General features: G+C 70.5%; 23 protein-coding genes. 9 read left to right on the plus strand and 14 right to left on the minus strand.

The genetic code is table 11. From position 1 onward, the window contains the following. Positions 1-175: 175 nt before the first annotated feature. The 4 genes from GXW74_RS06130 to GXW74_RS06145 all read right to left on the minus strand — a co-directional run bounded on the left by GXW74_RS06130 (position 176) and on the right by GXW74_RS06145 (position 4,428). Positions 176-1,342 (minus strand): fumarylacetoacetate hydrolase family protein, encoded by a 1,167-nt coding sequence (locus tag GXW74_RS06130; RefSeq protein WP_211845577.1) that lies wholly within the window; start codon positions 1,340-1,342, stop codon positions 176-178. 66 nt (positions 1,343-1,408) lie between these two features. Continuing rightward, on the minus strand, positions 1,409-1,918 hold the full coding sequence (locus tag GXW74_RS06135) for a glycosyl hydrolase 108 family protein (RefSeq protein WP_211845578.1): 510 nt from the start codon (positions 1,916-1,918) through the stop codon (positions 1,409-1,411). Between the two features lie 47 nt (positions 1,919-1,965). Further along, the gene (locus GXW74_RS06140; RefSeq protein WP_211845579.1) at positions 1,966-3,189 is read right to left on the minus strand and encodes a patatin-like phospholipase family protein; all 1,224 of its coding nucleotides are present in this window, start codon (positions 3,187-3,189) and stop codon (positions 1,966-1,968) included. Positions 3,190-3,225: 36 nt separating this feature from the next. Then, complete coding sequence (locus GXW74_RS06145; protein WP_211845580.1) at positions 3,226-4,428, minus strand: patatin-like phospholipase family protein; 1,203 nt, start codon at positions 4,426-4,428, stop codon at positions 3,226-3,228. A gap of 128 nt (positions 4,429-4,556) precedes the next feature. Between GXW74_RS06145 and GXW74_RS06150 the strand changes: the two genes are divergently transcribed. Beyond that, on the plus strand, positions 4,557-5,534 hold the full coding sequence (locus tag GXW74_RS06150; RefSeq protein WP_211845581.1) for a Bug family tripartite tricarboxylate transporter substrate binding protein: 978 nt from the start codon (positions 4,557-4,559) through the stop codon (positions 5,532-5,534). A gap of 84 nt (positions 5,535-5,618) precedes the next feature. Further along, complete coding sequence (locus GXW74_RS06155; RefSeq protein ID WP_211845582.1) at positions 5,619-6,686, plus strand: malate/lactate/ureidoglycolate dehydrogenase; 1,068 nt, start codon at positions 5,619-5,621, stop codon at positions 6,684-6,686. A gap of 410 nt (positions 6,687-7,096) precedes the next feature. Here the strand turns inward: GXW74_RS06155 and GXW74_RS06160 are convergent, their stop codons facing one another. Both GXW74_RS06160 and GXW74_RS06165 read right to left on the minus strand, forming a co-directional pair. Then, positions 7,097-7,501 (minus strand): VOC family protein, encoded by a 405-nt coding sequence (locus GXW74_RS06160; RefSeq protein ID WP_211845583.1) that lies wholly within the window; start codon positions 7,499-7,501, stop codon positions 7,097-7,099. A 73-nt stretch (positions 7,502-7,574) separates the two neighbouring features. After that, on the minus strand, positions 7,575-8,054 hold the full coding sequence (locus GXW74_RS06165; protein ID WP_211845584.1) for an Lrp/AsnC family transcriptional regulator: 480 nt from the start codon (positions 8,052-8,054) through the stop codon (positions 7,575-7,577). A 145-nt stretch (positions 8,055-8,199) separates the two neighbouring features. Between GXW74_RS06165 and trxB the strand changes: the two genes are divergently transcribed. The 3 genes from trxB to GXW74_RS06180 all read left to right on the plus strand — a co-directional run bounded on the left by trxB (position 8,200) and on the right by GXW74_RS06180 (position 11,449). Next, complete coding sequence (gene trxB, locus GXW74_RS06170) at positions 8,200-9,174, plus strand: thioredoxin-disulfide reductase (RefSeq protein ID WP_211845585.1); 975 nt, start codon at positions 8,200-8,202, stop codon at positions 9,172-9,174. Continuing rightward, positions 9,174-10,070 carry a LysR family transcriptional regulator gene (locus GXW74_RS06175; RefSeq protein ID WP_211845586.1) on the plus strand — a complete coding sequence of 299 codons (897 nt, stop codon included), beginning with the start codon at positions 9,174-9,176 and terminating at the stop codon, positions 10,068-10,070. The genes trxB and GXW74_RS06175 overlap by 1 nt, the downstream gene beginning before the upstream one ends. Before the next feature lie 803 nt (positions 10,071-10,873). Further along, a complete protein-coding gene (locus GXW74_RS06180) occupies positions 10,874-11,449 on the plus strand; it encodes a DNA-3-methyladenine glycosylase I (RefSeq protein ID WP_211845587.1) in 576 nt (191 codons plus the stop codon). Positions 11,450-11,599: 150 nt separating this feature from the next. Here the strand turns inward: GXW74_RS06180 and GXW74_RS06185 are convergent, their stop codons facing one another. From GXW74_RS06185 to carA, 7 genes are all read right to left on the minus strand, one after another. After that, complete coding sequence (locus tag GXW74_RS06185; RefSeq protein ID WP_338148157.1) at positions 11,600-12,850, minus strand: threonine ammonia-lyase; 1,251 nt, start codon at positions 12,848-12,850, stop codon at positions 11,600-11,602. 94 nt (positions 12,851-12,944) lie between these two features. After that, positions 12,945-13,418, minus strand: coding sequence for a transcription elongation factor GreA (gene greA, locus GXW74_RS06190; RefSeq protein WP_211845589.1), 474 nt, complete (start codon positions 13,416-13,418; stop codon positions 12,945-12,947). A gap of 114 nt (positions 13,419-13,532) precedes the next feature. After that, complete coding sequence (gene carB, locus GXW74_RS06195) at positions 13,533-16,778, minus strand: carbamoyl-phosphate synthase large subunit (RefSeq protein ID WP_211845590.1); 3,246 nt, start codon at positions 16,776-16,778, stop codon at positions 13,533-13,535. A gap of 225 nt (positions 16,779-17,003) precedes the next feature. Continuing rightward, positions 17,004-17,309, minus strand: coding sequence for a hypothetical protein (locus GXW74_RS06200; protein WP_211845591.1), 306 nt, complete (start codon positions 17,307-17,309; stop codon positions 17,004-17,006). Next, the gene (locus tag GXW74_RS06205) at positions 17,309-17,941 is read right to left on the minus strand and encodes a LysE family translocator (RefSeq protein WP_211845592.1); all 633 of its coding nucleotides are present in this window, start codon (positions 17,939-17,941) and stop codon (positions 17,309-17,311) included. Before GXW74_RS06205 ends, GXW74_RS06200 begins: the two co-directional genes overlap by 1 nt. Further along, positions 17,941-18,699 carry an SDR family NAD(P)-dependent oxidoreductase gene (locus tag GXW74_RS06210; RefSeq protein ID WP_211845593.1) on the minus strand — a complete coding sequence of 253 codons (759 nt, stop codon included), beginning with the start codon at positions 18,697-18,699 and terminating at the stop codon, positions 17,941-17,943. The genes GXW74_RS06205 and GXW74_RS06210 overlap by 1 nt, the downstream gene beginning before the upstream one ends. Positions 18,700-18,727: 28 nt before the next feature. Further along, a complete protein-coding gene (gene carA / locus GXW74_RS06215) occupies positions 18,728-20,107 on the minus strand; it encodes a glutamine-hydrolyzing carbamoyl-phosphate synthase small subunit (RefSeq protein ID WP_211845594.1) in 1,380 nt (459 codons plus the stop codon). Positions 20,108-20,227: 120 nt separating this feature from the next. Between carA and GXW74_RS06220 the strand changes: the two genes are divergently transcribed. After that, positions 20,228-20,689, plus strand: a complete 462-nt coding sequence (locus GXW74_RS06220; protein WP_211845595.1) for a GatB/YqeY domain-containing protein — start codon at positions 20,228-20,230, stop codon at positions 20,687-20,689. Positions 20,690-20,781: 92 nt separating this feature from the next. Beyond that, positions 20,782-21,294, plus strand: a complete 513-nt coding sequence (locus GXW74_RS06225) for a DUF3592 domain-containing protein (RefSeq protein ID WP_211845596.1) — start codon at positions 20,782-20,784, stop codon at positions 21,292-21,294. Between the two features lie 185 nt (positions 21,295-21,479). On the opposite strand, the gene GXW74_RS06230 is transcribed toward GXW74_RS06225, so the two are convergent. Further along, positions 21,480-21,698, minus strand: coding sequence for a DUF3126 family protein (locus GXW74_RS06230; RefSeq protein WP_211845597.1), 219 nt, complete (start codon positions 21,696-21,698; stop codon positions 21,480-21,482). A gap of 104 nt (positions 21,699-21,802) precedes the next feature. Between GXW74_RS06230 and dnaG the strand changes: the two genes are divergently transcribed. Together dnaG and rpoD are read left to right on the plus strand one after the other, a co-directional pair. After that, the gene (gene dnaG, locus GXW74_RS06235) at positions 21,803-23,611 is read left to right on the plus strand and encodes a DNA primase (RefSeq protein WP_211845598.1); all 1,809 of its coding nucleotides are present in this window, start codon (positions 21,803-21,805) and stop codon (positions 23,609-23,611) included. A 71-nt stretch (positions 23,612-23,682) separates the two neighbouring features. Beyond that, positions 23,683-25,608, plus strand: a complete 1,926-nt coding sequence (gene rpoD, locus GXW74_RS06240; RefSeq protein WP_211845599.1) for an RNA polymerase sigma factor RpoD — start codon at positions 23,683-23,685, stop codon at positions 25,606-25,608. Positions 25,609-25,662: the final 54 nt, after the last annotated feature.

A 25,662-nucleotide genomic window follows, 5' to 3' on the forward strand; every position in this document is an offset into this window, starting at 1 on the left:
AGGCCTTTGGAAACCGGGACTTGGTCAGGGGTGGCGGGGAGGGGGATGGCGCATCCGCGACGATGGCGACGGCGGTGAAGCCCATGCCCGAAGAATCTCATGGGTTCCGAGGGCCTTTCGGCCCTCGGCGGGGTGGTCCGGAGGGGCAGCGCCCCTCCGGGAAGCGCCCCACCCATCACGGCCGCGGCAGCCCGCGGCGCATCAGCGACGCGAACAGCGCCCGCGTGCCGAACACCCAGGGCGGGCATTCGTCGGTGCGGTCCACCTCGTTCACCAGCGCGCCGAGCCGCGGGCTGGCAATCCGCACGATGTCGCCTTCCTTGTGCGTGAAGCCCATCCCCGGCGCGCCGCGGTCCTTCGCCGGCGAGAACGGCGTGCCGAGATACAGCACCGCCCCGTCGGGATACTGGTGGTGCGCCCCGATCATCTGCCCGACGAGCTCCGCCGGATCGCGGCTGATCGCGCCGACCGCTCCGCGCTCGTCCAGCGTGAAGCCGTCGCGGCCGCTGATGGTCAGCGTGATCTCGGCGCGCCGCACATCCTCAAGCGTGAAGCCTTCGTCGAACAGCCGGATGATCGGCCCCAGCGCGGCCGAGGCGTTGTTGTCCTTCGCGCGCCCCAGCAGCAGCGCGCTGCGCCCTTCCACGTCGCGCAGGTTCACGTCGTTGCCGAGCGTCGCCCCCTGGATGCGGCCGCGGCTGTTGACCACCAGCACCGCCTCCGGCTGCGGGTTCGACCAGTGGGAGGCGGGATGCACGCCGACCTTCGCCCCGGTGCCCACTGCTGCCATCGGCGGGCATTTGGAGAAGATCTCCGCATCCGCGCCGATGCCGACCTCGAGGTACTGGCTCCACCAGCCCTTCTCGACCAGCGCCGCCTTGACCCGCATCGCCTCCGCGCTGCCCGGCACCAGCCTGGCGAGGTCGTCACCGATGATCTCCCTCACTTCGAGCCGCACGGCGGCGGCGGCCGATGCATCGCCGCGGCAGCGTTCCTCGATCACGCGTTCCAGCATGGAGCGCACATAGGTCACGCCGGCGGCCTTCACCGCCTGCAGGTCGATCGGCGCCAGCAGCCAGGGTTTCGCCGGATCGCGCGCATCATGCGCGGAATTGGCCATCAGCGCGTCGAGGTCGAGGGCGAGCGGAGCCCCGCGCGTGCGGATGGTGGCGGCGGGGTGTTCCTCCTCCATCCAGCGGGACATGGTGCCGTAGGCGCAGGTCATGTCGAAGGCGGCGCCGCCGATCATGCCGACGATGCAGGGGCCCTCGGCCGTCATGATGCGTGCGGCGAAGGCGCCGGCGGCGAGGTCCGCCGGCAGGCAGGTGCGGTCCAGCCGCATGCGTTCGTCACTCCCGGTGTCTGGCCCTCACAGGCTGACGGCGTGACGCGCCCCTGCCAAGGGGGGTCAACAGGCGGCGTGAAGCACCGTGCAGGGCGGCGGCGCGGGACGCGGTGCGAAGGGCGGCGGAAGGCTGCGTCCCGCACGCCAGGCTGCGTGCCGGGCGGCAATGGCGCGCACGAGGGCTTGGGGCGCGCGGGCATGGGCGGCGGCCAATGTCGGCGCATCCGGGGCACCGCTCTGCACGACGCCGAGATCCTCCTGCAGGTCGGATAATGCCTGCATGGTCCCTGCCTCCAGGGCATAGGCGAAGAGGGCGAGGTCCGGCCCGGCCGGCAGCTTTCCGGCACCCACCGGCGCCCAGACCATCTGGCGCAGGATCCGCGCCGCGGTATCGCGGCCGAGCCCGCGCAGCGCCGCGACATCGGCCGGCCCCCCGATCCAGACCGAGAGCAGCCCGAGCCCGATGCCGTGCGCGGCGGGCCCGCCCAGCAGCCGGTCGTGCGGGTTGAACGCACCGTGGGCCGTCATCACGGTCGCGGCGCAGGCGGCGAAACGGTCATCTACGGCGGGCATGACGCCACATTGGCGACATGGAGGTTAAGGAAGGCTTTCGCGACCTCTCACGGCGGCAAGCCCCGCTTCCACGGGTAACCCACGCTCGCCTTGCCGTAGCCGTAGTCGAACAGGGCGCGCAGATAGGCCATCGCGAAGGGCTCGGATTCCTCGGCGGTGAAGTCATCGTCGATGTGCGCGAGGTTGAAGGCGATGCCGTGGCGTTCCGCCGCGGCCTGGATGCGGAAGATGTCGCCCAGGCTGGCGGCGCTGATCAGGGTCGAGATGGCGCGGCCGGCGATGTCGATGGCGCGCCGCCGCACCGGCCCGCCCGGTGCCCTCAGCCGCCCGTTGCGCACCACATAGGCGGTGACCGAGGCCGGCGTCAGCCCCGCGCGGATGCGCGCCTCCCGGCTCTCGCCCAAGGCCGGCGGATAGAGATAGGCCTGTGCGTAGGTGCCGCCGTCGACATGCATTTCCTGGTGCGGCCGCCCGTTCACCGTGACGTCGATCATCACCGGCGGAAACAGGCCCGGAATGGCGGTCGAGGCGAGCAGCACCTGGCGCGCCAGATCGAGCGCGCGGGGATGCCCGCTCGCCGCGATGGCGCCGAGGTTCCAGCCGACCGGCCGCTGCGCATCGAGGTTGGTGGTGGCGATGATGAGCTGCCGCCCGTCGCGATAGCCTTCGGCGATCTCGGCCAGCAGGCCCTCGTTCATGTGTCGCGCGATGGCGCGCGCGAGCGGCGCGCTGTCCGCCACCGCATCGTCCAGCAGCGCCGCGAGCAGGCCGCGGCCTTCCAGCACGTCCGAGGCGGTGATGCCGGTATAGGCCTCGCGCAGCTCCGCATCGCGGTGCGGCCCGGCAAAGACCAGCGGCGCGGTCAGCGCGCCGGTGGAGATGCCGGTGACGACGTTGAAGGTCGGGCGCGTGCCGTGCGTCGTCCAGCCGCAGGCCAGGCCGGCCCCGAAGGCGCCGTTCTCTCCCCCGCCCGAGAAGGCGATGATCGAGGAAGGCGGCAGCGGTTCCCGCGGACCGAGGCCGAACCGCCGGCGCTGGCGGCGGCCGGCCTCGTTGAACTCCTCGACGATGCGCGGCAGGTCGATGGGATCGGTGACGCAGAAGCGCTCGTTCGGCAGGCCGAGGACGGTTGCCTCGCGGATCTCGTCCCGCGGCACGGGGGCGCCGCGCTCGGAGAAGGCGCATCCCGCAAGCGTGGCCGCACCTCCGGCGAGCAGGCTCCGCCGCAGGATCCGCTCGCTCGTCAGCATGTCCTCAGCGGGGGCCGTCATCCCCGGCCTCCATGGCGCGCGGCCATCCGTGCCGCCTCATGCCGGCGGGCGGCGCGCCCAGTCGTAGCCCCGGCGCCCCCGCTCGTAGCCATAGGCGAAGAGCGCGCGCATGTAGCCCTGGTCGAAGGGGGCAGGGAGCTGCTGGTCGAAATCGGTGCCGATGAAGGCGAGATGGAAGCCGATCCCGTCGCGCTGCGTGTTGCTGTAGATGCGCAGCACGTCGTTGTAGCCGCTGGCGGCGATCATGGTGGAGATGGCGCGGCCGGCGATGCCGAGCGTGCGCCGTTCCACATCCGCCCATTCGGGGTCGAGCCGCGCGTTGCGGATCACGTAGGCATCGGCGACCGCGGCGGCGGTGCCGCGACGGAGCCGCGCCCGCCGCCCCTCGCCGAGCGACGCCGGGTAGAGGAAGGCCTGGGCGAAGGCACCGCCGTCGACGTGCATCTCCTGCCGCGCCTCGCCGTCCAGCGTGACGTCGATCATCACCGGGGAGAAGGCGCCGGGGATGGCGGCCGAGGCGAGCAGGATGCGGCGCGTGAGGTCGAGCGCCCGCGGGTGGCCGCTGTCCGCGATGGCACCGATGTTCCAGATGACCGGAAGCTGCGCGTCGAGCTGCGTCGTGCCGATGAGCATCAGCCGCCCGCCCCGGTAGGCGCCGGCGATCGCCGCGAGCATCTCCTCGTTCATGTAGCGGGAGATGGTGCGGAAGAGCGGGGAATTGTCGGCGAGTCCATCGGCGAAGACCGCCCCCAGCAGGCCGCGCGAACGCGCGACGTCGGCGAGCGTGAGCTCCGTGTAGACGGAACGGAGCTGCGCGTCGTGGGCGCTGCCCAGGAAGGCGAAGGGCGCCGTCAGCGCGCCGGTGCTCACGCCGGTGACGAGGTTGAATTCCGGTCGCGTGCCCTGCTCGGTCCAGCCGCAGAGCAGGCCCGCGCCGAAGGCCCCGTTCTCCCCGCCGCCGGAGACCGCGAGCAGCTTGACCGGAGGCAGCGGCGTGCCCTGCCGCAGGCCAAGGCGCGCGCGGCTGCGCTCGCCCGCCGCGATGAACTCGGCTTCCAGCGCCTGGAGCCCCGCGCGGTTGAAGATGTTGAAGCGCTCATTGGTCAGACCCAGCACCTTGGCCTCGTCGGTCCGTCCCCGCGGGACGGCCGGCCCCCGGACAGGGAGTTCGCAGCCGGGCAGCGCAAGCGCGGCACCGAGCGCGAGGAAGGACCTCCGGGGAGCGATTGGTGCGGCCATGGCGAGCTCCGGCTGATGGGCACCGCAGCATAGACGAGGAAACGGCGCCGCGCGCAGCCCGCCGATTGCGGCCGCGGTGGTCAGGCGCCACTCTCGGGTCCAACGACCGGAAAGGGAGGGAGAACGTCATGACCATCACCCGCCGCAATGCCCTCGGTGCGCTTGCCGCCGCCGGCACCTTCGGCCTGCCTCGCCTCGCCCGCGCCGCCTGGCCGGCCGACCGCCCGATCGAGGTGATCGTGCCCTACCCGCCGGGGGGCGGGGTCGACACCATGGCGCGCGTGATCCTGCCGGCGGTGCAGAACCGGCTGCAGGGCGCCCGCTTCCTGGTGGTCAACCGCGCCGGCGCCGGCGGCCAGCTCGGCTGGGAGGCGGCCTTCGCCGCCGCGCCGGACGGCTTCACCCTCGCTGCCACCAGCGTGCCCGCCATGGTGACCTATCCGATGGAGCGCCAGGTCCGGTACCGGCCGCTCGACTTCACCTTCATCGCCAATGTGGTGGATGATCCGGGCGGCATCTTCGTCGCGGCGAATTCCCCGCTGCGGACGCTGGCCGACCTGGTGGCCGCGGCCAAGGCGCGGCCGGGGCAGATCTCCTACGGCTCCACCGGCATCGGCTCCGACGACCACCTGCTGGTCATCGCGCTCGAGGACCGCGCCGGGATGCCGCCGATGACGCATGTGCCCTTCAACGGCATGGCGCCGCTGTCGACCGCGCTGGTCGGCGGGCACATCCAGGTCGGCGCCTTCAACATGAGCGAGAGCCTGGCGCTGCTGCGCGACGGGCGGATCCGCTCCCTCGGGCAGGCGTCGCTGACGCGCTGGTCGGGCACGGCGGATGTGCCGACCTTCCGCGAGCAGGGGCAGAACCTGATCAGCGGGGCGACGCGCGGCATCGTCGCCCCGCCCGGCCTGCCTGCCGAGATCCGCGTGCGGCTGGAGGGCGCCTTCCGTGCCGCGCTCGCCGATCCTGACTTCGTGAAGGAGGCGGAGCGGCTGGGCCTGCCGCTCGCACCGCGCATCGGGGAGGAGTACCGCAGCGATGTGGTGGGGCTGGAGCGCGACCTGCGCGGCCTCTGGCAGCGGCGGCCCTGGCGCGAATCGTGAGCGGCCGCCCCTGGCGCGAATCGCCGAAGCGGTGCCTCGTGACGGTTCGCGCCGCCCCCGGCGCGAACCGCGAATGAGGCCGCCATGCTGAAGATCCATGCCGGGGCGCTGCGCGACCTGGTGCGTTCGATCGTCGCCGCCACCGGCAGCACGCAGGAGGAGGCGGAGGAAGTCGCCGCCCACCTCCTGGAAGCCAACCTGCAGGGGCATGACAGCCACGGCATCATGCTGCTGCCGCGCTACGTGGAGCATGTCCGGCAGGGCAAGCTGCACCCCAACGTCGCGCCGAAGGCGATCCGGCAGGAGGCGTCGCTGGCGCTGTTCGACGGCGGCATGGGCTACGGCCAGCGTGTCGGGCGCATCGCGATGGACTGGGCGATCAATGCGGCCCATGCGCATGGCCATGCGGTGATGGGGCTGCGCGACGTGCACCACCTCGGCCGCATCGGCACCTATGGGGAGCAGGCGGCGGCGGCGGGGATGATCTCCGTCCATTTCGTCAACGGCGTCTCCGGCCCGCCGGCGGTCGCACCCTTCGGCGGGTCCGACGGGCGGTTGTCCACCAACCCGGTCTGCATCACCGTGCCGGCGGCGCGCGCGGGCGATGCGCCGCTGGTGCTCGACTTCGCCACCTCGGCGATCGCGCTCGGCAAGTGCCGCGTCGCCTTCAATGCCGGACGGGCGGTGCCGGAAGGGTCGCTGGTGGATGCGAAGGGGCAGCCGACGACCGATCCCGGCGTGCTGTATCGGGACCAGCCGCGCGGGGCGCTGCTCTCCTTCGGGGCGCACAAGGGCTACGGCCTCGCGCTGGTGTGCGAGGTGCTGGCCGGCGCGCTGCTCGGCGGCGCCACCGCCTGGCGGCCGGAGCAGCGCGAGCGCGGCATCGTCAATTCCTGGCTCGCCTTCGTGCTGGACCCCGGGCGGTTCGGGGATCTCGACGCCTTCCGCGGCGAGCTCGCGGCGGTGATCGCGGACGTGAAGACCTCCCCGCCCGCGGACCCGGAGAACCCGGTGCTGGTGGCGGGGGAGAAGGAACGCATCACCCGCGCGAAGCGGCTGGCCGAGGGTATTCCGGTCGATGCGACCACCTGGGGCAACCTGGTGGCGGCGGCGCGGAGCCTCGGGATCGCGGAGATTCCCGAGGCGCGCTGAAGCCGCGCCGTGTCGGGGGGCGGCATCTTGGCTGGCGTGATGGTCCGGTTCGGGTGACGCGAGGGGGCCACCCCATGTGTGCAAGCCTGTGGCGCTGGTGATCGGAGAAGGGCTCTGCCCCTCTCCGAGCCTCGCCCTGCCGGGGTGCAGTGCACCCTGGACCGGCCGATGCCTGGCGTTGGGGATGGCTGCCGCGCCGGAACGAGGAAGCGCGCTGCGTACACGACACCCGCGCAAGCATACGGGCTCCGGGCGCGGCGCTTCCTTCGTCGCCGCGGAACGCCTCCCCTGCCCGACGCCAGGTGATGGTTTCCAAAGGCCTTTCGGCCTTTGGTGGGGAGGCTTGGAGGGGCAATGCCCCTCCATTTCCCGTCCGCCGATCACCGCTTCATCACCAGGGCCCGATGGCATCACGCCTCGGCGAGGACCATCCAGCTCACGCCGAAGCGGTCCTGCACGACGCCGAAGGTGGCCGCGAAGAAGGTCTTCGCCATCGGCATCTGCACCTGTCCGCCTTCCGACAGGGTGGCGAAGGTGCGTTCGGCCTCACCGACCGAATCGGCTGTGAAGGCCAGCGAGAACCCGGCGAAGCTGGCCGCGCCCTCGGCGCAGCCGTCCGAGGCCAGGATTTCCGTCGCACCGACCTTGATCGACGCGTGCATGATCCTGTCCTCGCTGCCCGGCGGGATCTGCGATGGCTCGGGGTTGTCCCTGAAGCGCAGCACCATGCCCGGCGTGGCGCCGACGGCCTTCTGCCAGAAGGCGATCGCCTCCTCGCAGCGGCCGTTGAGGAAGAGATAGGGCTGGACCTGCATCGTGGTTTCCTCCGCTGGGCGGAGGAGACTTAACTAAATGGTTTATCTATTCGCAAGCGCGGCGTCGATCTGCCTAGCCGATCGGCACCCCCGCCACGTCCTTCGCGGTGCGGATGGTCTGCAGCGTCTGCACCCGCATGACGCTGGGCGCGCCGGTCAGTCGGGAGGTCAGCTCGTTTTCGTGCGCCGTGTCGCGCGCGACCAAACGCAACAGGAAATCGCCGCCGCCGCGGATCATGTGGCACTCGCGCACCTCGGACCAGGAGGTCGCCAGCGACTCGAAGGCATCGAGCACGGCCTGCTTCTGCGACTCGAGGCCGACCAGGGCGAAGAAGGTGATTTCCCAACCGAGGGCCACGGGGTCGATATCGGCATGGTAGCCGCGGATCACGCCGGCCTCCTCCAGCCGCCGCACCCGCCGCAGGCAAGGGGGCGCGGAGAGGTTCACCCGGCGGGCGAGCTCGACATTGGTCATCCGGCCATCCGCCTGGAGTTCGGCGAGGATGTGCCGGTCCACCGAATCGAGGCCGGGGTCTTCGTGATCGCGGGGCATGTTCAAAGGTCGCTTGTTTCGTTGCTCGGCTGCTTGGCCGGGCGCAATATCATTGCACGTTCCTGCTGTATCAAGGCATCAGGGTTGTGGCCTGTGCGGGGCTGCCCGATATCCGATGCAGCGCAACTGCAATGGGACCCGCCTCGTGGCCGAGATGCACCGTACCCGCCTCCTCATCATCGGCGCCGGCCCGGCGGGGTACACGGCGGCGATCTATGCCGCCCGCGCGGGGCTCGAACCCATGGTCGTCGCCGGGCTTCAGCCCGGGGGGCAGCTCACCATCACCACAGATGTCGAGAATTACCCGGGCTTCGCCGAGGCCATCCAGGGCCCCTGGCTGATGGAGCAGATGCAGAAGCAGGCGGAACATGTCGGCGCCAGGGTGGTGTTCGACATCGTCACCGCCATCGACCTGTCCCGCCGGCCCTTTCGCGCCACCGGCGACTCGGGCGACGTCTATGAGGCCGAGGCGGTGGTCATCGCCACCGGCGCCCAGGCGAAATGGCTCGGCATCCCGGGGGAGAAGGAACTCGGCGGCTTCGGGGTCTCGGCCTGCGCGACCTGCGACGGCTTCTTCTACCGCGGCAAGGACGTGGCGGTGATCGGCGGCGGCAATTCGGCGACGGAGGAGGCGCTGTACCTCGCCAACCTCGCCCGCCACGTGACGCTGATCCACCGGCGCGACTCGCTGCGCAGCGAGAAGATCCTGCAGCAGCGCCTGTTCGCGAAGCCGAACGTGACGGTGCTGTGGGACACGGTGACCGAGGCGGTGCTCTCCGATTCCTCCGGCCGCGTGCCGGTCGCGCGTGGCCTCGCGCTGCGCAACGCGCGCAGCGGCGAGAAGTTCGAACTGAGGGTGGACGGCATCTTCGTCGCCATCGGCCATGCGCCGGCGACCGCCCTGTTCCAGGGCCAGGTGGAGATGGACGCGGAGGGCTACATCGTGACGGTGCCGGGAACCGCGCGCACCTCCGTGCCCGGCGTCTTCGCAGCGGGCGACGTGCAGGACAAGGTCTATCGCCAGGCGGTCACCGCGGCCGGCACCGGCTGCATGGCCGCGCTCGAGGCGGAGAAGTTCCTCGCCGCGATGGACGCCGCGACAGAACAAGCCGCCGCCTGATGCCGATCGACTGGGACAAGCTGCGCGTCTTCCACGCGGTGGCCGAGGCCGGCTCCTTCACCCATGCGGGGGAGACGCTGAACCTCAGCCAATCCGCCGTCTCCCGTCAGATCCAGGCGCTGGAGGAGGCGCTGACGGTCCCGCTCTTCCACCGCCACGCCCGCGGCCTGATCCTGACCGAGCAGGGGGAGACGCTGAACCGCACGGTGCGGGAGGTCTTCGCCAAGCTCGCCATGACCGAGGCGCTGCTGACCGAAAGCCGCGAGCGCCCGGCGGGGCGGTTGAAGATCACCACCACCACCGGCTTCGGCAGCACCTGGCTCGCACCGCGACTGCCGCGCCTGATCAGCCTGCATCCGGAGATCAGCGTCACGCTGCTGCTGGACGATTCGGACCTCGACCTCGCGATGCGGGAGGCCGATGTCGCCATCCGCATGCACCCGCCGCGGCAGCCTGACCTGATCCAGCGCAACATCGCGACCTTCGGCTGGAAGGTCTGCGGATCGCCGGCCTATCTGAAGGGCGCGGGCATCCCGCAGCGGGTCGAGGACCTCGATGCCCACCGGCTGATCATCTACGGCGACTACCGGCCGCCGATCGACAACATCAACTGGCTGGCCGAGGCCGGGCGCCGGCCCGGGACGCCACGGCGGTCGGCGATCGAGATCAACTCCCTGCCCGGCATCCTCGAGGCGGTGCGCAGCGGCCTCGGCCTCGCGGCGCTGCCCGACTACGTCCTGGAACGGCAGATGGAAGGGCTGGTGCAGGTGCTGCCGGAGGTGAAGGCGCCGAAGATCGAGGCCTTCTTCGTCTACCCCGAGGAGATGCGCCATTCGAAGCGGGTCGCGGTGTTCCGGGACTTCCTGATGGCGGAGCTGGCGGCGACGGGGCACTGAGCCGGCGTCAGCCCCCGGGATCCGGGTTGCTCACGGCATAGAGCCTGAATGGTGGCACGGAGAACATCACGCAGCCGTTACGCGCGTCACACGGGTATCTCGTTCAGTCATGCGATGTGCGCATATCGGATTGGTGCATATCGGGAATCATGCATGCCGCAACTGCGTCTATGGTTTGGGCATCCGATGACTAGCTCGGATGGGGTCCTCAGGATCCCTCGTCTCCCAGACGTGAAGCCTCCCTGTTGACTAGCCCTGGAAAACCTTGGTTTTCCGGGGCTTTCTTTTTGCGGCAGGGGCAGTGGCGCCGCGGGTGCGGGGTGGATGGGATGCAGTCCACGAGGGTGGTGGTGTGAATGGCTCGCGCTATGCGGGTGTGCGATCATGCGTGGCAACTTCTGCTGATCTTGGCATTATTTTTGCTTAAACTTTGTTGACGCGCCCTCGCCAGAGCCATTCCCGTTTGACGGGGCATCGGCGGCGCCATGCCGCCTGCGCGGTCACCATTGCCGGCAGCCCTGTCCAGCCTGCCCGCCACGCCGTCTCCGACCGCCCTGGTCATGAGGCCGACCACATTGTTTCGGTGGCCGCGGCCCCTTGGCCGATGGCTCTCGGCACGAAGGCGCGTCTTCGCAACGAAGATCCACGCCAAGCTCAACGGCTGCTGGCCGGCAGCCCTTCCTGCCGATGACTGTTCTGTATATGTTCCTTTTCGCCGGCGATGATTCCCGGCCGGTGCCGGCCTGCTTCACCCGTCGCGCAGCGGCCGGAAGTGACCAGCCATGACCAGGAGGAGCCCCGCCATGACCGATCACCGGCGTTGCCGCTGGGCCGAGAAGGATCCCCTCGAACGCGCCTATCACGACACCGAATGGGGCGTGCCCGAGCGCGACCCGCGCGCCCTGTGGGAATGCCTGATGCTGGAAGGCTTCCAGGCCGGCCTGTCCTGGATCACCGTGCTGCGCAAGCGCGAGAACTTCCGCACCGCCTTCGCCGGCTTCGACCCGCGCAAGGTCGCCCGTTTCACCGAGGCCGACACCCTCCGCCTGCTCGCCGATCCCGGCATCATCCGATCCCGCGCCAAGATCGAGGCGACCATCCGCGGCGCGCGGATCTTCCTTGAGATGGACGCGCGCGGCGAGGATTTCGCGACCTATTGCTGGTCCTTCACCGATGGCCAGGTGCTGCGCGGCGATGGCAAGACAGCCGCGGCCTCCGCCGAACTCGCCGGGCGCGTCTCGAAGGACCTCAAGGGCCGCGGATTCAAGTTCGTCGGACCGACCATCGTGCAGGCCTGGCTGCAGGCAGTCGGCATCGTCAATGACCACGCGATCGGCTGCTTTCGACGCGATGCCATGGCCGGAAGCGGTGGTGCGTGAGGCCGGCCGGTCGAAGGTCGGGGGGAGGGAACTCCCCCCGATCCTCCCTCCTTCCTGGATCACCTGGATGGGCGGTCCCGGCGCGCCGGGAACTCCAGGCTGACAGACAAAAAAGGAGGGGGTGCGGGGGAGGTTCCCCTCCCCCGCGCACTACCCGCGCCTGACGACGTAATCCCCTGCCTCAAGCGCCGCGATGATCGCATCCCCCTGCGCGGCGTCGCGCACCTCGACCATCAGGTGCAGCTCCGTGCTCTGCACCGTCGGCGCGCCGAACAGTTGCTGGTGCTTCACCTCGATCACATTGCCGCCGACCGCCGAGATGCGTGCGGCGATGTCGGCGAGCACGCCGGGGCGGTCCGGGATGTCGAAGTGCAGCCGCAGGATGCGCCCGTCGCGCAGCAGCTGGCGCAGCAGCACGTTGGACAGGGCGCGCGCGTCGATGTTGCCGCCGCAGACGGCGGTGCCGACGACGCGGCCCTTGAAGCGCTCCGGATAGGTCAGGATGGCCGCGAGGCCGGCCGCGCCGGCGCCCTCCGCGACCACCTTGGCCCCTTCGGCGAGCAGCGCGACCGCCTGCTCCACCGCGCGCTCGGGCACCAGCAGCACCTCGACGCCGAGGCGGCGGAGGATGGCGAGCGGCGTTTCCCCGACGTCGCGCACCGCGATGCCCTCGGCGATGGTCGGCCCGCCGACCGAGACGGGGTCGCCGGCCAGGCGCTGCGCCATGGCCGCGTAGCCCTCCACCTCCACGCCGAAGACCGGCATGCCGGGGCGCAACTCCGCCGCCGCGCTCGCGACGCCGGCGCACAGGCCGCCGCCACCGATCGGGATGACCAGCGCCTCGATCTCCGGCGCGTCCTCGAGCATCTCGAGCGCCATGGTCCCCTGGCCGGCGATCACGCCGGGGTCGTCGTAGGGATGGATGAAGACCAGGCCTTCCTTCAGCGCCAGGTCGTGCGCATGGGCGGCGGCCTCGGCCAATGTCTCGCCGTACAACACGACGCGCGCGCCCCAGAACTCGGTGCGCACCACCTTCGTCGCCGGCGTGAACTTCGGCATGACGATGGTGGCGGCGACGCCGGCGAGCTGCGCGTGCCGCGCGACGGCCTGCGCGTGGTTGCCGGCAGACATGGCGATGACGCCGGCCGCGCGTTCGCGCGCCGTCAGCAGCGCGAGCCGATTCGCCGCGCCGCGTTCCTTGAAGGCGCCCGTCGCCTGCAGGTTGTCGAGCTTGAGGAAGACCCGCGTGCCGGCGGCGCGGCTGACGGCCGGGTTCTCGATGGTGGGCGTGCGCAGCACCGCGCCGCGAATTCGCTCTGCCGCGGCGCGAATGTCGGCGAGCGTGACGCTCTGCACGACAGGGGCCTCGGCAGCCACGGCGAGGCCGCGGATCGAATTCACGGGTGACATCGTTGTCCTCTTGATGGTCGGAATACTGTCCGGCGCGCCGCCGCGGGCGGAGGCGCGCCGGGAAGCCTGCGCGGCCGGCCGGCGATCAGGCGAAGCTGACGCCGGTGATCTCGACCGAACGGGCGCCGCCAGGTGTCGGCACCTCGACCGAATCGCCCACCTTCTTGCCCATCAGCGCCTTGGCGAGCGGCGAGGTGACGGAGATCGACCCGTTCTTCATGTCCGCCTCGTACTGCCCGACGATGCGGTAGGTCTTCTCGTCCTCGCTCTCCTCGTCGACGATGGTGACACGGGCGCCGAACAGCACCTTGTCGCCGGTGAAGCGGGCGACGTCGATCACATCGACGGCGGGGATGATCGCCTCGAGCTCCGCGATGCGGCCTTCGATGAAGGACTGGCGCTCGCGCGCGGCGTGGTATTCCGCGTTCTCGGACAGGTCGCCATGCGCGCGCGCCTCGGCGATCGCCCGGATGATCGCCGGACGCTCCTCGCCTTTCAGCACCTTCAGCTCCTCCTCCAGACGCGCGAGGCCCTCGGCGGTCATCGGGAACTTCTGCACGGCGAACCCTTCCCAGATAGTGCGTCCCCCCCGCCGGCCCTCGGTCCGATTCAGCCAGGCCAGGCGGTCGGTGGGGGAGAGACGCCACGGGGGCCGGAAACGGCCCCCATGCGGTCAGAACGACGTGGCAAAATACGCCTGGAGGGGTGCCACATCAAGGGTTCCGGCCTTGAGCGCGGCGATGGCGTGGACCGCCGCCCTGGCCCCCGCGGCCGTCGTGTAGTGCGGAATGCCGTGGGTGAGGGCGCTGCGGCGGATGTCGAAGCTGTCCGCCACCGACTGTCCGCCGCCCGTGGTGTTGATCACGAGCTGGATGTCGCCGGACTTGATCGCGTCGACGCAGTGCGGCCGGCCCTCCAGCACCTTGTTGATGACCTGGCACTCGAGTCCGGCATCGCGGATGCGCACCGCGGTGCCGCGGGTGGCGAGGATGCGGAAGCCCATCTCCGACAGGCGCCGCGCCATGGTGACGGCGGCGGCCTTGTCGCTGTCCTTGACCGAGATGAAGGCGGCGCCCGCTTCCGGCAGCTTCACGCCGGCGCCGAGCTGGGACTTGAGGAAGGCGCGCTCGAAGGAATGGTCGAGGCCCATCACCTCGCCGGTCGACTTCATCTCCGGTCCGAGGATGACGTCCACATTCGGGAAGCGGTTGAAGGGGAAGACCGCCTCCTTGACCGCGACATGGCGGGAAACGGCGTCGTCATCGAGCTTGAATTCCGACAGGCGCGCGCCGGCCATGACGCGAGCGCCGATCTTCGCCACCGGCACGCCCGTCGCCTTGGCGACGAAGGGCACGGTGCGTGACGCGCGCGGGTTCACTTCCAGCACGTAGATGTCGCCGTCCTTCACCGCGTACTGCACGTTCATCAGCCCCTGCACCTTCAGCGCGCGGGCCATCGCCTCGGTCTCCGCCTTCAGCTCGGTCACGATGGCGGGCGGCAGGGAGTAGGGCGGCAGTGAGCAGGCGGAATCGCCGGAATGGATGCCGGCTTCCTCGATGTGCTCCATCACGCCGGCGACGTAGACGGCACCCTCGGCGTCGCAGATGCAGTCCACGTCGACCTCGATCGCGTCGGCGAGGTACTGGTCGATCAGGATGGGATTCTCGCCCGAGACCTTCACCGCCTCGGCGCCGAAGCGGCGGAGCTGCTCGTCATTGTGCGCGATCTCCATCGCGCGTCCGCCGAGCACGTAGGATGGGCGCACCACCACCGGGTAGCCGATGCGGTTCGCCTCGGCGATGGCCTCGTCGAGCGTGCGCGCGGTGCCGTTCTGCGGCTGCTTGAGGCCAAGACCCTTCAGCAGCATCTGGAAGCGCTCGCGGTCCTCGGCGATGTCGATGGCCTCGGCGGACGTGCCGAGGATCGGGATGCCCGCCTTGTGCAGCGCCTGGGAGAGCTTCAGCGGCGTCTGCCCGCCATACTGCACGATGCAGCCCAGCACCTCGCCGGATTCCTGTTCCTTGCGGATCAGGGCGATGACGTCCTCGGCGGTCAGCGGCTCGAAATACAGCCGGTCGGAGGTGTCGTAGTCGGTCGAGACCGTCTCCGGGTTGCAGTTGACCATGATGGTCTCGAACCCGGCATCCTTCAGCGCGTAAGCCGCGTGGACGCAGCAATAGTCGAACTCGATGCCCTGGCCGATGCGGTTCGGGCCGCCGCCGAGGATGATGATCTTCTTCCGTGCGGTCGGGCGGGATTCGCAGACCGGCACGCCGAAGCCGCCCTCATAGGTCGAGTACATGTAGGGTGTCTCGGAGGCGAACTCGGCGGCGCAGGTGTCGATGCGCTTGTAGACCGGCTGCACGCCGAGCCTGTCGCGCAGCGCCGCGACCTCCGTGTCCTTCACGCCCGCAAGCGTCGCGAGCCGCGTGTCGGAGAAGCCCTGCGCCTTGAGCCTGCGCAGCGCGGTCGCGCTCTGCGGCAGGCCCTTGGCGCGCACCTCGTTCTCGGCGGCGACGATCTTCTCGATCTCGCGCAGGAACCACGGGTCGAACTTCGACGCCTCGTGGATCTCCTCGAGCGAAACGCCGGCGCGCATCGCCTGGGCGGCGACCAGCACGCGGTCGGGCTTCGGCGTCGCCAGCGCGGCGTGGAAGGCCTGCGCGGAGCCGTCGCCCGGCGCGGCGATGTCATCGAGGCCCGACAGCCCCGTCTCCAGCCCGCGCAGGCCCTTCTGCAGGGCCTCGGCGAAGGAACGGCCGATCGCCATGGTCTCCCCGACCGACTTCATCGAGGTCGTCAGCGTCGCCGGCGTGCCGGGGAACTTCTCAAACGTGAAGCGCGGGATCTTCACCACGACATAGTCGATGGTCGGCTCGAACGACGCCGGCGTGACCATGGTGATGTCGTTCTGAAGCTCATCGAGCGTGTAGCCGACCGCGAGCTTCGCCGCGACCTTGGCGATCGGGAAGCCGGTCGCCTTCGACGCGAGGGCGGAGGAGCGCGACACGCGCGGGTTCATCTCGATGATGACCATGCGGCCATCGACAGGGTTGATGCCGAACTGCACGTTCGACCCGCCGGTGTCGACGCCGATCTCGCGCAGGCACGCGATGCTCGCGTCGCGCATGCGCTGGTATTCCTTGTCGGTCAGCGTCAGCGCCGGGGCGATGGTGACGGAATCGCCGGTGTGCACGCCCATCGCGTCGAGATTCTCGATGGAGCAGACGATGATGCAGTTGTCCGCGCGGTCGCGGACCACCTCCATCTCGAACTCCTTCCAGCCGAGCACGCTCTCCTCGATCAGCACCTCGGAGGTCATCGAGGCGGCGAGGCCGGCCGCGACGATCTGGTCGAACTCCTCCCTGTTGTAGGCGATGCCGCCGCCGGTGCCGCCGAGGGTGAAGGACGGACGGATGACGCAGGGCAGGCCGACCGTCTTCAGCGCGTCCCACGCTTCCGGCATGCTGTGCGCGATTTCGCTGCGCGGGCTCTCGATGCCGATCTTCGACATGGCGTCGCGGAACTTCTGGCGGTCCTCGGCCTTGTCGATGACCTCGGCCTTGGCGCCGATCAGCTCGCAGCCGTACTTCGCCAGCACGCCCGATTCCGCGAGCTTGAGCGAGGTGTTGAGCGCCGTCTGCCCGCCCATCGTCGGCAGCAGCGCATCCGGGCGTTCCTTGGCGATGATCTTTTCGACGATGTCGGGCGTGATCGGCTCGACATAGGTCGCATCCGCGAGGCCCGGGTCCGTCATGATCGTCGCCGGGTTCGAGTTCACCAGGATGACGCGGTAGCCCTCCGCACGCAGCGCCTTGCAGGCCTGGGCGCCGGAATAGTCGAACTCGCAGGCCTGGCCGATGACGATCGGGCCTGCGCCGATGATGAGGATGGACTTGATGTCGGTGCGCTTCGGCATGGTCTCAGGCCTCGGGGGAAGAAGGGGCGGCAGCGGTGCCGCCGATCATGAACTGGGCGCCGCAGCCGACCGGCCGGGCGAGGGGGAGGGCGGTGACACCCGGATCTGCGCGCCGCCAGGCGGGACCGGCAGGCCGGGGCGCCGCCTGCGCAATGCAGGACGCCGCCATGCCGGCGCGACGCGGCACCGCGCCCATCGCACGGGGCCTCGGGTCGAACCGGTCCATCAGCCCTCCTTCGGCCGCGGAAACAGGAGCAGCGTGAGGAAGGCGACGGCGAAGAGAATCCCGCCCCCCAGCAGCACGCCGGCCATCGCATCGTCCACGAGGCTCGGCCGCAGGCTCCAGAAGGCCCAGAGCCCGCCGAAGGCGGCGATGGCGCCATAGGCGGCGCTGCACGTCACGAAGGGACGCAGCGCGCGCGGGCCGAAGCCGAGGCGGCGCGTCGTGATCCAGAACAGCACCACCGCCGGCAGGCCGATGATCAGCGCCGCCGCGGCGCCCTGCGCAAGCGCCTCCAGCCCTGCATACATCAGCGCCTCCCCTCGCTCGCGAGCTTCACCGCGATCAGTGCCAGCGCGGCGCCGAGGATCCAGCGCTGCGCCGCCATCCAGCCCGGCCGTGCGCCGAGAAAGCGGGCCACGCCTGCCGCCCCCAGCACCAGCGCGCCGTCGAAGAGGATCGCGACACCGATCTGCACCGCACCGAGCAAGGCCCCCTGGGTGAAGACGCTGCCGAGCGCCGGGTCGATGAAGGGCGGCAGCACCGCCATGTAGAACAGCGCGACCTTCGGGTTCAGCGCCGCCGTGGCGAAGCCGACGCCGAACAGCCGCGCCGCGGGTTCCCGCGGCATCGGCCGTGGTGCGAAGATCGGCTGCCCGCCCGGCCGCAGGCATTGCCAGGCGAGGAACATCAGATAGGCCGCACCGCCGAGCCGCAGCACGTCCCAGGCATAGGGCACGGCGAACAGCGCCGCGGTCAGCCCCGCCGCGGCGCAGAGCATGATCACCAGCGAGCCGAACTGGCAGCCGACGAGCGAAACCAGGCCCGCCCCCGTCCCCTGCGCCAGCGAACGCGAGACGAGGTAGAGCATGTTCGGCCCCGGCGTCGCCGCGAGGCCGAGGGACAGCGCGGCGAAGACCAGCAGTGTCTCGACCGGGGGCATCAGCCGTGCACCGAGAACCCGCCATCCACCGGGATGGAGACCCCGGTGATGAAGGATGCCGCATCGCTCGCCAGGAACGCCGCCACGCCCTCGAAGTCGCGCGGATCGCCCCAGCGCCTGATCGGCGAACGGCGCAGCACGTCATCGTGCAGGCTCGCCATGTCCTGCCGCGCCTTTCGCGTCAGGTCGGTGTCGATCCAGCCGGGCAGGATGACGTTCACCGTGATGCCATCCTCCGCCCAGGCCACGGCGAGCGACTTCGTCAGCTGCACCACGCCACCCTTCGACGCGCCATAGGCGGCATGGAAGGGCAGGCCGAAGATCGACAGCATCGAGCCGTTGTTGATCACCCGCCCCGCGCCGCCGGCCTTCAGGTACGGATGCGCCGCCTGGCTCGCGATCATGGTGCTGGTCAGGTTGGTGGCGAGCACCGTGTGCCAGTCCTCCATCCGGTACTCCTCCGGACGGCGGCGGATGTTGGTGCCGGCATTGTTCACCAGGATGTCGAGGCGGCCCATGCGCTCGGCCGTCGTCGCGACCACGGCGCGGATCGAGGCTTCCTGCGTGACGTCCACCTCGACCGCGTCTGCGGTCGCGCCCAGCGCCTTCAGTTCGGCGACGGCGGCCGCGTTCTTCGCCGCGTTGCGCCCGGCGACCATCACGCCGGCGCCGGCCTTGGCGAGGCCGCGCGCGAAGCCGAGGCCGATGCCCCCATTGCCGCCGGTGACGAGCGCGACGCGCCCCTTCAGGTCGAACATGCCGTTTCCCTTCCTATCGCCGGGCGCGTCAGGCGCGGCCGGTCTTGGACGCCTCGATCATCTCGACGAAACGATGGAAGAGGTAGTGGCTGTCGCTCGGGCCCGGGCTGGCTTCCGGGTGGTACTGCACGGAGAAGGCCGGCCGGTCGGTCGCGGCGATGCCCTCATTCGTGCCGTCGAACAGCGAGACATGCGTGACCTTCGCATTCGCCGGCAGGGTCTTGGGGTCCACCGCGAAGCCATGGTTCTGGCTGGTGATCTCCACCTTGCCGGTGGTCAGGTCCTTCACCGGCTGGTTCGCCCCGCGATGCCCGCGCGGCAGCTTGTAGGTCCTGGCCCCCAGCGACAGCGCCAGCAACTGGTGGCCGAGGCAAATGCCGAAGACCGGCAGCTTCGTCTCCAGCACGCCCTGGATCGCCGGGATGGCGTATTCGCCGGTCGCCGCCGGGTCGCCGGGGCCGTTGGAGAGGAACACCCCGTCCGGCTTGTGGCCGAGGATCTCCTCGGCGGTCGCGGTGGCGGGCACCACCACCACCTCGCAGCCGGCGGAGGCGAGGCAGCGCAGGATATTGCGCTTCGCCCCGTAATCCACCGCGACGACCTTGTGCTTCGGCGCCGCCTGCCGCCCGAAGCCGGCCGGCCAGGCCCATTCCGTCTCGTCCCAGGAGAAGGTCTGGCGGCAGGCGACCTCCTTCGCGAGGTCCATCCCCTCCAGCCCCGGCCAGGCCGCCGCCTGCGCCTTCAGCGCGGCGATGTCGAAACGGCCGTCGGCGCGGTGGCAGATGACGCCGTTCGGCGCGCCGAGGTCACGGATGCGCGTCGTCAGCGCCCGCGTGTCGATGCCCGACACGCCCGGGATGCCGTACGAAACCAGCCAGTCCCGCAGATCCTTCGTCGCCCGCCAATTGGCCGGCTCGGTCACGTCCTGCTTCACGACCAGGCCGCGCGCGGCCGGCGTGATGCTTTCGATGTCCTCGATGTTCGTCCCGACATTGCCGATATGCGGGAAGGTGAAGGTGATGACCTGCCCGGCATAGGACGGGTCGGTCAGCGTCTCCTGATACCCCGTCATGCCGGTGTTGAAGCAGATCTCGCCGACCGCGGCGGCCTCGGCGCCGAAGCCTCGGCCCCAGAAGATCGTCCCGTCGGCGAGCACCAGGCAGCCCGTGGCGCCTTCGGGAGGGGTCTCGGCAGAGGCCATGGTGGGCTCCGTCTTCTGGGTTTCGGCGGGCGCGCCGGGCAGTTCGGCAAGGGACAGGCCGGTGGCGGACAATACGGCGGGCCAGTGCTTGGCCGGGATGGCCTTCGCCTGGCGCCATTTCCGGATGGCCTCGGTGCCGACGCCGCAGCGCGCGGCGGCCGCGTCCGGTCCGCCCAGCAGGGCGATGATCTCTTCCACGGTGCGCATGGGCGGGGTTATGCCGGGAAACCATTTCCCACCGCAACCCGAATCGCTTGGGTGGGAAATTTCCTCCCAGGCGGCCCGGCGCGCTATAGGACCCGCCAACCGATCGAGGAGCCCCGGCCCATGTCTCTGCGCACCCGCTTCACCGAGGAACTCAAGGCCGCGATGCGCGCCGGCGACAGCGCCCGCGTCTCCACGCTGCGCATGATCACGGCCAAGCTGAAGGACACCGACATCGCCGCCCGCAAGGCGCCGACCGACCCCGGGGTGTCGGAGGAGCAGATCGTCGCCATGCTGCGCGCCATGGCGAAGTCCCGCGCCGAGAGCGTCGCCCTCTACCGCCAGGGCAACCGGGAGGAGCTCGCCGCGAAGGAGGAGGCGGAGATCGCCGTGATCGAATCCTTCCTGCCGCAGCAACTGGATGAGGCGGCCATGGCGGCGGCGATCGACGCCGCGGTGGCCGAGACCGGCGCGGCCTCCATCAAGGATATGGGCAAGGTGATGGCGGCGCTGAAGGCGAAGCACGCCGCGGTGCTGGACATGGCCAAGGCCGGGCCGATGGTGAAGGCGCGCCTTGGCGGTTGAGGTCGCTGTTTCCGTTGTTCCGGCCCAGGCCCGCGCGGTAGTCTGACCGCGCGGGAAGGCCTCCGCGCCCTCCCGCGGGAGGGTGCGGCGTCATGGCTGTCACGGTACCTGCCCCCAATCCCCGGCCCGCGCCGGCAGGGCGCGGCGGACACGCCAGGGGTGCGACGCCGTCGCGGACATCCCGCTGGATCTACGTGGTCTTCCTCGGCGGGCTGGGCGCGCTCTTCGCCTGGCATGCCTGGTCGCAGGCGAATGCCTACTGGGCCCTCGACACCCACGGGCAGCGGGCAGAGGCCGTCATCCTCCGCTACGAGGAAGTCCGCGGCCGCCGCAGCACGAGCTGGTACCCCGTGTTCCAGTTCGCCACGCCGGAGGGGCTGCGGGTGGAGGCGACCTCCGGCGTGCCCGCCGAGCCTGCCGCATGGCCGCGCGGGCGTCGCGTGATCGTCGTCTACGAGCCGGGCAATCCCACCCATGTCCGCCCGGCCGCCGCGGTCGATGCCGGGCCCGGCGTCACGCCCTGGATCCTGGGCCTGATGGCCTTCGTGATGTTCGCCCTGGCCTCGGTCTTCCTCATCCCGGACCGGCCGAGGAAGATCCATTGACGCCGCCGGCGCGAAGCGCCCGGGTGCCGCGCGCGGCCCTGTCGTGGCGCCCGAACCGGCAGGCCGTGGCTGCCCGCAACCGCCCCCCGCGTCACGGAAGTCCAGGGGACCCGGTCCCCTGGCGCGGGTCTCGGGGGCGGCGCCCGCGAGCGGAGCGCGAGGCGGGGCCTCGCACCCCCCCTCGCCTAGTTCGGCATCTCGAGGTCTTCTGAGAGCACCACGATCTGCACCGCGTAGGAAACCTCGCCGTCCTCCGCGTCGCGATGGACGGTGCCGATGAACTCGTCGCCGACGCGGAGCTCGACGCTCGCGCCCTTGCGCTCGGGGGCCATCACGGCGATGCGGTTGTTGCCGAACAAGCGGCGGAGATGTGCCTGCACGGCGGCGCGTTCGGCCGGGGTCATTGGCGTATCCTTGTCTGCGGGAAGGCGCGCTGATTAGCCGCCGTTCCGTCGCGGCGCAAATCCCGTCGCGCCTTCCTCGCGGGGAAGCTAACTAGCACCCTAGCATGGCCCTCCCGCCCGCCTTCCTCGACGAGTTGCGCGCCCGCACCCCGCTGCCCGGCCTGATCGGGCGGAAGACGCGGCTGCTGAAGTCCGGCCGCAACTGGAAGGGCTGCTGCCCCTTCCACGGGGAGAAGACGCCCTCCTTCTACGTCTACGACGATCACTTCCACTGCTTCGGCTGCGGCGCGCACGGCGATGCCGTGACCTTCGTGATGCGCAGCGAGGGCGCCTCCTTCCCTGAGGCGGTCGAACGCCTGGCGGCCGAGGCGGGGATGGAGGTGCCGAAGCCCTCCGCGCAGGAGGTGGCGCGCGAGCGTCGCGCCCGCGACCTGCACGCCGTCATGGCGGCGGCGGCCGAGGCCTATCACCGCCGCCTCTTTCTCCCCGAGGGGCGACCGGCGCTCGACTACCTGCTGCGCCGCGGGCTGAAGCAGGAGACGATCCGCGCCTTCGCCCTCGGCTGGGCGCCCGCCGGTCGCGGTGCCATCGCGGCCGACCTGCGCGGGGAGGGCGTCACCGAGGACCAGCTCATCGAAGCCGGCCTGCTCCGCCCCGGTGAGGCGGGCGACCCACCCCGGGACTTCTTCTATGCGCGGGTGATGTTCCCCATCCGGGACCGGCGCGGGCGGGTGATCGCCTTCGGCGGCCGCATCCTCGGCGACGGGCAGCCGAAATACGTCAACAGCCCGGAGACGCCGCTGTTCCGCAAGCGGCTCGGCCTCTACGGCCTGGACCTCGCACGGGAAGGGGCCTTCCGCGGCGCGCCGGTGGTCGCCGTCGAGGGCTACATGGACGTCATCGCGCTGCACCAGGCAGGGTTCGCGGGGGCGGTGGCGCCGCTGGGCACCGCGCTGACGCCCGAGCAACTGCAGGAACTCTGGCGCCTGTCGCCGGAGCCGGTGCTCTGCTTCGACGGCGATGCCGCCGGGGCGCGGGCCGCGGCGCGCGCGGCGGAGGTGGCACTGCCGCTGATCTCCACCGACCACACGCTGCGCTTCGCCACCCTGCCGGCGGGGGAGGACCCCGACACGCTGACCGTCAGGGGCGGGCCCGCGGCCTTCCAGGCGGTGCTGGACGCCGCCCGGCCGATGTCGGAGGCGCTCTATGGCCTGATCGCCGAGGGCCGCCCGGCCGCCACGCCGGAACAGCGGGCGGCGCTGCGCAACCGCCTGTCGGGCGCGGCGGCGGCGATCACCGACAAGGCGCTGGCTGCGGAATATCGGCGAGTGTTGCTCGATCGCTTCTTCGCCGCCGGACGGCGCGGTCCCGGGGGGGGCGCGGCGGGGCGGCCGTTCGCCGCGCGCCTGGCCCGCCCGGCGATTTCCGCCGCTCCGGTGCAGGCGGAACGGGCCCGGATGCTGTTCGCCATCCTGCTGCGCCACCCGTGGCTGCTGCCCCAGGCGGAGGAGGCGATCGGGCTGCTCGACCTGCCCGATGGGCCTGCCACGCACCTGCGGGCCGCGATTCTCGCATGGCATGGAGGTGTCGAACGGGTTGACTCCGAAGGTCTGATCGCCCACCTCGCAGACTGCGGATTGGAAGATGCGGTGGCCTGGGCCCTCGTGCCCGCCGGCCTACCCCTTGCGGCGAGGGCCGAGGCCCTGCCCGGGGAGGTCGAGGAAGGTTTCTGGCACTTCTTCCTCCGCCTGCGCGGCGAGGCGGAATTGATCGAGGACCAGCAGGAGGCCCGGCGGATCCTGGCGGAAACCAATGATCCCGCGGCACAACGCCGGCTGATCCTGCTGTCGGAGGCACTCGATGCCGTCCGTCGCGGGGAAGGGGCTGCGGGGGCGTCCGGGGACGCCGCATAGGGTAGAGGCAGTTTTTTCGGGCATCCGGCCACCATCGGATGCCCGAAGGCGTTGGACGGAGCGGAGAGCGCATGGCGAGCAAGGCGGCGGCAGGGGCTGAGACGGTCGAGACGCGTGACGAGCAGGTCGAGGGACTGCTGCTCGACACCCAGTCGGCGGCCGTGAAGAAGCTCATCGCCCGCGGCAAGGAGCGCGGCTACGTCACCGTGGACGAGCTCAACGCCGCGCTGCCCTCCGAGCAGGTCTCCTCCGAGATGATCGAGGACACCATGGCGATGCTGAGCGAGGCCGGCATCAACGTGGTCGAGGCCGAGGAGACCGAGGACGGCGAGGCCGCGGCCAAGCCGGTGGCCAAGGCCGAGGGCGAGGAGGACGAGGAGTCCGGCGGCAATGTGGACGAGGAAAGCCTCGGCCGCACCGACGACCCCGTGCGCATGTACCTGCGCGAGATGGGAAGCGTCGAGCTGCTCTCCCGCGAGGGCGAGATCGCCATCGCCAAGCGCATCGAGGCCGGCCGCGACATGATGATCGGCGGGCTCTGCGAGAGCCCGCTCACCTTCCAGGCCATCCTGCGCTGGCATGAGGCGGTGCGCGCCACGCCTCCGCGCATGCTGTTGCGCGACGTGATCGACCTCGAGGCCACGCAATCCGCCGGCAACCCCGACGGCGCCCCGGCCGACGCCGCCGCCGAGGAGGAATTCGAGGAGGGCGAGGAAGGCGAGGGCATGGGCCTGTCGCTCTCCGCGCTCGAGGAGAAGCTGAAGCCCGAGGTGCTCGCCAACTTCGCCGAGATCGAGAACCTCTACGGCAAGCTGCAGAAGCTCTCGAACAAGCGCATGGAGGCCTACACCTCCGGCGAGGAACTGGCCGCACGCGGCGAGAAGACCTACGAGAAGCAGCGCCGCGAGCTGATCGCGCTGGTCGAGAAGGTCCATCTCCACAACAACCGCATCGAGGAACTGGTCGACCAGCTCAAGGGCCTCAACCGCAAGCTGACGGTCCTTGAGGGCCAGGTGCTGCGCCTGGCCGAGGCGCAGAAGGTCAAGCGCGAGGAATTCCTCCAGCATTGGCGCGGGTCCGAGCTGGACCCGGCCTGGCTGGAGCGCGTCGGCGCCCTGCCGGGCAAGGGCTGGAAGGCCTTCGTCGCCAAGTCCAGCACCGAGGTCGAGGCGATCCGTTCCCGCATCGCGGAAGTGGCGAACCTGACCGGCCTGCCGGTCGCCGAGTTCAAGCGCGTCTTCGCCACGGTCAGCCGCGGCGAGCGCGACATGACCCAGGCGAAGAAGGAGATGATCGAGGCCAATCTCCGCCTCGTGATCTCCATCGCCAAGAAGTACACCAACCGCGGCCTGCAGTTCCTGGACCTGATCCAGGAAGGCAACATCGGCCTGATGAAGGCGGTCGACAAGTTCGAATACCGCCGCGGCTACAAGTTCTCGACCTACGCGACCTGGTGGATCCGCCAGGCGATCACGCGCTCCATCGCCGACCAGGCGCGGACCATCCGCATCCCGGTCCACATGATCGAGACGATCAACAAGCTTGTCCGCACCAGCCGCCAGATGCTGCACGAGATCGGCCGCGAGCCGCAGCCCGAGGAGCTCGCCGAGAAGCTCGGCATGCCGCTCGAGAAGGTCCGCAAGGTCCTGAAGATCGCCAAGGAGCCGATCTCCCTCGAGACGCCGATCGGCGACGAGGAGGACAGCCACCTCGGCGACTTCATCGAGGACAAGGCCGCGGTCATCCCGCTCGACGCCGCGATCCAGTCCAACCTGCGCGAGGCGACGACGCGCGTGCTGGCCTCGCTCACGCCGCGCGAGGAGCGTGTGCTGCGCATGCGCTTCGGCATCGGCATGAACACCGACCATACGCTGGAAGAGGTCGGCCAGCAGTTCAACGTGACGCGCGAGCGCATTCGCCAGATCGAGGCCAAGGCCCTGCGCAAGCTGAAGCACCCCTCGCGGTCGCGGAAGCTGCGCTCCTTCCTCGACAACTGAGGTTGACCCACCGCCGGCGCCGCCGCGAGAGTCGCGGCACGGCAGGAGGGCGCG

The sequence above is a fragment of the Neoroseomonas eburnea genome (genome assembly GCF_018129005.1).
GTDB classification, from domain to species: Bacteria; Pseudomonadota; Alphaproteobacteria; order Acetobacterales; family Acetobacteraceae; genus Neoroseomonas; species Neoroseomonas eburnea.

Bases quoted from the DNA above. Each gene is read 5' to 3' on its own strand.
- GXW74_RS06130 (WP_211845577.1), bottom strand. From the start codon at position 1,342: ATGCGGCTGGACCGCACCTGCCTGCCGGCGGACCTCGCCGCCGGCGCC.
- GXW74_RS06135 (WP_211845578.1), bottom strand. From the start codon at position 1,918: ATGCCCGCCGTAGATGACCGTTTCGCCGCCTGCGCCGCGACCGTGATG.
- GXW74_RS06140 (WP_211845579.1), bottom strand. From the start codon at position 3,189: ATGACGGCCCCCGCTGAGGACATGCTGACGAGCGAGCGGATCCTGCGG.
- GXW74_RS06145 (WP_211845580.1), bottom strand. From the start codon at position 4,428: ATGGCCGCACCAATCGCTCCCCGGAGGTCCTTCCTCGCGCTCGGTGCC.
- GXW74_RS06150 (WP_211845581.1), top strand. From the start codon at position 4,557: ATGACCATCACCCGCCGCAATGCCCTCGGTGCGCTTGCCGCCGCCGGC.
- GXW74_RS06155 (WP_211845582.1), top strand. From the start codon at position 5,619: ATGCTGAAGATCCATGCCGGGGCGCTGCGCGACCTGGTGCGTTCGATC.
- GXW74_RS06160 (WP_211845583.1), bottom strand. From the start codon at position 7,501: ATGCAGGTCCAGCCCTATCTCTTCCTCAACGGCCGCTGCGAGGAGGCG.
- GXW74_RS06165 (WP_211845584.1), bottom strand. From the start codon at position 8,054: ATGCCCCGCGATCACGAAGACCCCGGCCTCGATTCGGTGGACCGGCAC.
- GXW74_RS06175 (WP_211845586.1), top strand. From the start codon at position 9,174: ATGCCGATCGACTGGGACAAGCTGCGCGTCTTCCACGCGGTGGCCGAG.
- GXW74_RS06180 (WP_211845587.1), top strand. From the start codon at position 10,874: ATGACCGATCACCGGCGTTGCCGCTGGGCCGAGAAGGATCCCCTCGAA.
- carB (WP_211845590.1), bottom strand. From the start codon at position 16,778: ATGCCGAAGCGCACCGACATCAAGTCCATCCTCATCATCGGCGCAGGC.
- GXW74_RS06200 (WP_211845591.1), bottom strand. From the start codon at position 17,309: ATGTATGCAGGGCTGGAGGCGCTTGCGCAGGGCGCCGCGGCGGCGCTG.
- GXW74_RS06205 (WP_211845592.1), bottom strand. From the start codon at position 17,941: ATGCCCCCGGTCGAGACACTGCTGGTCTTCGCCGCGCTGTCCCTCGGC.
- GXW74_RS06210 (WP_211845593.1), bottom strand. From the start codon at position 18,699: ATGTTCGACCTGAAGGGGCGCGTCGCGCTCGTCACCGGCGGCAATGGG.
- carA (WP_211845594.1), bottom strand. From the start codon at position 20,107: ATGCGCACCGTGGAAGAGATCATCGCCCTGCTGGGCGGACCGGACGCG.
- GXW74_RS06220 (WP_211845595.1), top strand. From the start codon at position 20,228: ATGTCTCTGCGCACCCGCTTCACCGAGGAACTCAAGGCCGCGATGCGC.
- GXW74_RS06225 (WP_211845596.1), top strand. From the start codon at position 20,782: ATGGCTGTCACGGTACCTGCCCCCAATCCCCGGCCCGCGCCGGCAGGG.
- GXW74_RS06230 (WP_211845597.1), bottom strand. From the start codon at position 21,698: ATGACCCCGGCCGAACGCGCCGCCGTGCAGGCACATCTCCGCCGCTTG.
- dnaG (WP_211845598.1), top strand. From the start codon at position 21,803: ATGGCCCTCCCGCCCGCCTTCCTCGACGAGTTGCGCGCCCGCACCCCG.
- rpoD (WP_211845599.1), top strand. From the start codon at position 23,683: ATGGCGAGCAAGGCGGCGGCAGGGGCTGAGACGGTCGAGACGCGTGAC.